The sequence below is a fragment of the Mycobacterium sp. genome (genome assembly GCF_049280035.1).
Taxonomy (GTDB): Bacteria; Actinomycetota; Actinomycetes; order Mycobacteriales; family Mycobacteriaceae; genus Mycobacterium.
The window spans coordinates 1-5,319 of the sequence record NZ_JBAPPI010000298.1 but is presented as its reverse complement, the minus strand read 5'-3'; the positions used below and the strand labels follow the sequence as shown (position 1 = coordinate 5,319).

Below are 5,319 nucleotides of genomic sequence, written 5' to 3'. Positions count from 1 at the left end.
CCTATCGGCAGGGGTGTTCCCGTCGACCGCACAGGCTCGCACCTGGCTGACCGACGCCGCCGACCTTCCGCCGCTGCTGCGCGGCGATCGTGCGTCGGCCGGCGTGCACGGCGTCCCGGTTCTGGATACGTCGGATGTGACCGATCGAAAGCAACTGTCCGACAAGATATCCGCACATCGTCGCCAGCTGGAGCAACGTCGCCTCGACGAGGAGCGCAGGCTGCTCTACGTGGCCATCACCCGCGCCGAGGACACCCTGCTGCTGTCCGGCCACCATTGGGGTGCTGCCGGCATCAAGCCGCGCTGCCCTTCGGATTTCCTCATCGAGCTCAAAGACATCATCGACCAGTCGGCCGCCGCCGGCGAATCATGCGGTGTGATCGAGCAGTGGGCGCCAGCGCCTGCCGACGGCGACCGAAACCCATTGCGCGACAGCGTTCATGAGGCGGTGTGGCCCGTCGATCCGCTGGCCGGGCGCGGCGCCGACGTGCAGCGCGGGGCGGCGCTGGTATCCGCGGCGATGTCGGTGGAGGCATCACCAACGACGGCCGACGCCGACGCCGAAGGTTGGGCCGCCGACGTCGATGCACTGCTCAGCGAGCGTGCCCGTGTCGCACGCCCGCCGGCGGCAATGCTGCCAAGCCAACTGTCGGTCAGCAGCCTGGTGGACTTGGCCCGCGAGCCGGAGCATGCTGTGCAGCGGCTGATGCGCCGGCTCCCGACAAGACCAGACCCGCATGCATTGCTGGGCAATGCATTTCACGAGTGGGTCCAGCGGTTCTACGGCGCCGAGCGGCTGTTCGACCTCGGCGACCTGCCCGGCGCGGCGGACACCGATACCGCGCAGCGCGATGCCGATGAGCTGGCCGCGCTGCAGACGGCGTTCCTCGCGTCACCGTGGGCTGCTCGTACGCCGGTGGACGTCGAGGTGCCGTTCGAGATGGCCATCGGCGACACCGTGGTGCGTGGCCGCATCGACGCGGTTTTCGCCGACCCCGACGGTGGCGCCACCGTGGTGGACTGGAAGACCGGCGAGCCGCCGCATGGGCCGGAGGCCACCCGACACGCCGCCATCCAGCTCGGTGTCTACCGGCTGGCCTGGGCTGCACTACGCGGATGCCCGGAATCGTTGGTGCGCACAGCGTTTCATTACGTGCGCGCTGGCGTCACCGTCATCCCCGATGTGCTGCCGGGGCCGGACGAGCTGGCCGCGCTGCTGGCTCAGCCGGCGTCTGGTTAGGCGTTGCGCCGGACCTTGAGCGCCTCGGTGATCATCGGAATCTGCAGCGGCAGCCGGGCCAAAGCGACAACGCGCATCGGCAACGGCTTGTCCCACCACAACCTGACCATGTTGACGTTCGCCGGGAATACACCGAGGAACAGTGCGACAGCTGCAAGTGCAGCGTTTCGCCGAGTGCGTCGGACCAGCAGCAGTGCACCAATGGTCACCTCGGCGACACCGGAGGCATAGGTGTAGAACCGGGGACTTCCGGGCAACTCGGCGGGGATGATCTCGTCGAACTGTTTCGGCGCCAAAAAGTGGACGGTGCCGACACCGAGCAGCAGCGCCGCGATTCGGTATGCGCCTGCCTGGCTGGCGTCACGTTGAGCGATTGGTGTGATGGGGGTCATGGTTACATTGTGTCGTGCGCCGGGCCGAGCCGATGAACTGTGGTCAAAGCTAGCTGGCGGCGAAGGGGTCTCGACCAGACGCTGACCGCCCAGCCCGGGTATGCGCTGGTCGGGGTGCTCCGTATCCCAGAGGCCGATATCGGCCCGGTTCGCGCGATCTGGAAACGAGTCGCGGTCGCGCTGCTCGCGTTAGTAGTCGCGGTGGTCGCCGTCTACCTGGGCCGCGACGGATACACCGACGTGCGCGGAGTGCCACTGTCGTTCATCGACTGTGTGTACTTCGCGACGATCTCGTTGACGACCGTCGGCTACGGCGACCTCACCCCGTACTCCGAATTCGCTCGCCTGACCAACATCGTGGTAATCACGCCGCTGCGGATCCTGTTTCTGGTCGTGTTGGTCGGCACGACACTGCAAGTGCTCACCGAGCGGTCCCGGCAAGCGTGGAAGATTCAGCGTTGGAGGAGCAGAGTGCGCAACCATACCGTCGTTGTCGGATATGGCACCAAGGGCAAAACGGCGGTCGCCGCAATCCTCGAAGACGAATCGACCGCCTGCGACATCGTCGTCGTCGACACCGAACAGGCCGCCCTCGACCACGCCGCGGCCGCCGGCCTGGTCACCGTGCACGGGGACGCCACCAGATCCGATGTGCTGCGACTGGCCGCCGCCCGGCTTGCGTCGTCGATCGTCGTCGCCACCGGTCGCGACGACACCGCGGTGCTGGTCACCCTGACCGCCCGGGAGATCGCGCCCAAAGCCACGATCGTGGCCTCGATTCGGGAGGCGGAAAATCAGCACCTGTTGCAGCAATCGGGCGCCAACTCGGTGGTCATCTCCTCGGAAACCGCGGGTCGGCTGCTCGGCATTGCCACCACTACGCCCAGCATCGTGGAGATGATCGACGACCTGCTGACGCCGGCCGAGGGATTCGCCATCGCCGAGCGCGACGTCGAGCAGACCGAGGTCGGCGGTTCCCCGCGGCATCTGTCCGACATCGTGCTCGGTGTGGTGCGCAACGGCCACCTGCTGCGCGTCGACGCGCCCGAGGTCGACGCCATCGAGGCTGGCGATCGGCTGCTCTATGTCCGAAGTATGGGGAGTAAGGCTTAAACGTGGAGTTCCAATTACAAAGCGTGCCGTTGCTGTCGCGCATCGGCGCCGACCGCGCCGACCAGGTGCGAACCGATGTCGATGCGGCCACCGAGGGGTGGCCCGAAGCCGCTCTGCTGCGGCTGGACTCGCGCAATCAGGTGTTGGTCGCCGACGGCCGGGTGGTGCTGGGCCGCGCGAAGGCGTTGGCCGACAAGCCACCACCGGACGCGGTGTTCCTGGGCCGCATCGAAGACGGTCGACACGTGTGGGCGGTCCGCGGCCCGCTGGAAGCACCCGAGGATCCCGACGCGAAAACCGAGGTGGCCGATCTACGCCGGGGAGGCCAGCTCTTCGACGACGTCGGTGCGCAGCTGGTGTCGTCGGCCGCAGCGCTGCTGAACTGGCATGCCAGCGCCCGGTTCAGCTCGGTGGACGGCTCGCCCACCAAGCCGATCAGGGCCGGCTGGGCCAGGGTCAATCCGGTCACCGGTCACGAGGAATTCCCGCGCATCGACCCGGCCGTGATCTGCCTGGTGCATGACGGCGGCGACCGGGCAGTGCTGGCCCGTCAGACGGTGTGGCCGCAGCGGATGTTCTCGCTGCTGGCCGGGTTCGTGGAGGCCGGCGAGTCGTTCGAAACCTGTGTGGTGCGGGAAATCCGCGAAGAGGTCGGGCTGTCGGTCCGCGATGTGCGCTATCTCGGCAGCCAGCCGTGGCCGTTCCCGCGCTCGCTGATGGTCGGCTTCCATGCGATCGGCGATCCCGACCAGGACTTCTCGTTCAACGACGGGGAGATCGCCGAGGCGGCCTGGTTCACCCGCGACGAGGTGCGCGCCGCGCTGGCCCTCGGCGATTGGAGCAGTGCAGAGGACGCCAAACTGCTGCTGCCCGGATCGGTATCGATCGCGCGGGTGATCATCGAATCCTGGGCCGCGCTGGGCTGAAGTTATCCGGCCAGCTCGGCGAGTTTCGCCTTGATCTCGTTGGCGGCCGGGTTGGTCAGCGTCGACCCGTCGGCGAACTTGATCGTCGGAACCGTGTGGTTACCGCCGTTGACCGAGCCGACAAAGTCCGCTGCCGCGGCGTCCTGTTCGATGTCGACCTCGTCGTAGCTGATTCCAGAGGCCCTCAACATGGTCTTGAGCCGATGGCAGTAGCCGCACCAGGGCGTGCTGTACATGGTCAGCGAAGCATTGCTCATAGTTGGTCAAACATAACGTGCGTTCTTGTTATGCCGTGGCGTGGCGCTGCACGGTGTTTGTCGGCGACCACTGCCAAGATGGACGCCATGCCGGTGATCGCGGACCCAATGATTGCCGACCTCGATGACGAACAGCGCGAGGCCGTGGCGGCGCCGCGCGGGCCGGTCTGCGTGCTGGCCGGGGCAGGAACCGGGAAGACCCGGACGATTACCCACCGCATCGCCCAGCTTGTCGCCACCGGCCACGTGGCCGCGGGTCAGGTGTTGGCGGTGACATTCACCCAGCGTGCAGCCGGCGAAATGCGGTCCCGGTTGCGGGCATTGGGTGCCACGGCGCAGACCGGCGTCGGCGCGGTGCAGGCTTTGACCTTTCACGCAGCGGCGCACCGGCAGCTGCGGTATTTCTGGCCGCGAGTCGTCGGTGACACCGGCTGGCAGTTGTTGGACAGCAAGTTCGCCGTCGTCGCCCGCGGCGCGAGCAGCGCCCGGTTGCAGCTGAGCACCGACGACGTCCGCGACGTGGCCGGCGAGATCGAGTGGGCCAAGGCGTCGCTGATCTCACCCGAGCAGTATCCGGACGCGGTTGCGGCCGCCGGTCGCGACATTCCGCTGGACGCAGCGCGGGTCGCTGCGGTGTATACGGCCTACGAGTCGCTCAAATCCCGCGGTGACGACGTCGCGCTGCTTGACTTCGACGACCTGTTGCTGCACACCGCGGCGGCGATCGAGGACGACGCCGCGATCGCCGAAGAGTTCCGGGACCGCTACCGCTGCTTCGTCGTCGACGAATACCAGGATGTGACGCCGCTGCAGCAGCGGGTGCTATCGGCGTGGCTGGGGGATCGCGACGACTTGACTGTCGTCGGCGATGCCAACCAAACCATCTATTCGTTCACCGGGGCCTCACCGCGTTACCTGTTGGACTTCTCGCGGCGGTTTCCGGAGGCGACGGTGGTGCGCCTCGAACGGGACTACCGGTCGACACCGCAGGTGGTGTCGCTGGCCAACAGGGTGATCGCCGCTGCCCGCGGCCGGGTGGCCGGCAGCAAGCTGCACCTGGTCGGTCAGCGTGACCCGGGACCGGTTCCGACGTTTCGCGAACATCCCGACGAAGTCGCCGAAGCCGCCGCGGTGGCAGCGTCGATCTCACGGCTCGTCGAGTCCGGCACGCCGCCGGCCGAGATCGCGGTGCTGTACCGGATCAACGCGCAGTCCGAGGTGTACGAAGAAGCATTGACCGAAGCCGGCATTGCCTATCAGGTCCGCGGCGGTGAGGGCTTTTTCAGCCGCCAAGAGATCCGTCAGGCTCTGCTGGTCTTACAGCGGGCGGCCAACCGCGGCGCTGACGGCGAAGGCGCCCTGTCCGATGGCGGCGACCCGCTGCGCCCGGC

6 protein-coding genes are annotated in these 5,319 nt (G+C 67.4%); 4 read left to right on the top strand and 2 right to left on the bottom strand.

The window, feature by feature from the left end:
- On the top strand, positions 1-1,240 hold a 1,240-nt coding region (locus WAN71_RS10095), incomplete at its 5' end, for a PD-(D/E)XK nuclease family protein (protein WP_422225200.1).
- On the opposite strand, the gene WAN71_RS10090 is transcribed toward WAN71_RS10095, so the two are convergent.
- A complete protein-coding gene (locus WAN71_RS10090) occupies positions 1,237-1,632 on the bottom strand; it encodes a hypothetical protein (RefSeq protein WP_422225199.1) in 396 nt (131 codons plus the stop codon). The two genes, WAN71_RS10095 and WAN71_RS10090, sit on opposite strands and share 4 nt — an antisense overlap.
- A 39-nt stretch (positions 1,633-1,671) precedes the next feature.
- On the opposite strand from WAN71_RS10090, the gene WAN71_RS10085 reads away from it, so the two are divergent.
- Positions 1,672-2,745, top strand: coding sequence for a potassium channel family protein (locus tag WAN71_RS10085; protein WP_422225198.1), 1,074 nt, complete (start codon positions 1,672-1,674; stop codon positions 2,743-2,745).
- 2 nt (positions 2,746-2,747) lie between these two features.
- Complete coding sequence (gene nudC / locus WAN71_RS10080; RefSeq protein ID WP_422225197.1) at positions 2,748-3,671, top strand: NAD(+) diphosphatase; 924 nt, start codon at positions 2,748-2,750, stop codon at positions 3,669-3,671.
- A 2-nt stretch (positions 3,672-3,673) separates the two neighbouring features.
- On the opposite strand, the gene mrx1 is transcribed toward nudC, so the two are convergent.
- Entirely contained in the window at positions 3,674-3,928 is a 255-nt protein-coding gene (gene mrx1 / locus WAN71_RS10075; protein ID WP_422225196.1) for a mycoredoxin Mrx1, read from the bottom strand.
- An 87-nt stretch (positions 3,929-4,015) separates the two neighbouring features.
- Here mrx1 and WAN71_RS10070 point away from each other — a divergent pair.
- On the top strand, positions 4,016-5,319 hold a 1,304-nt coding region (locus WAN71_RS10070; protein WP_422225195.1), incomplete at its 3' end, for an ATP-dependent helicase.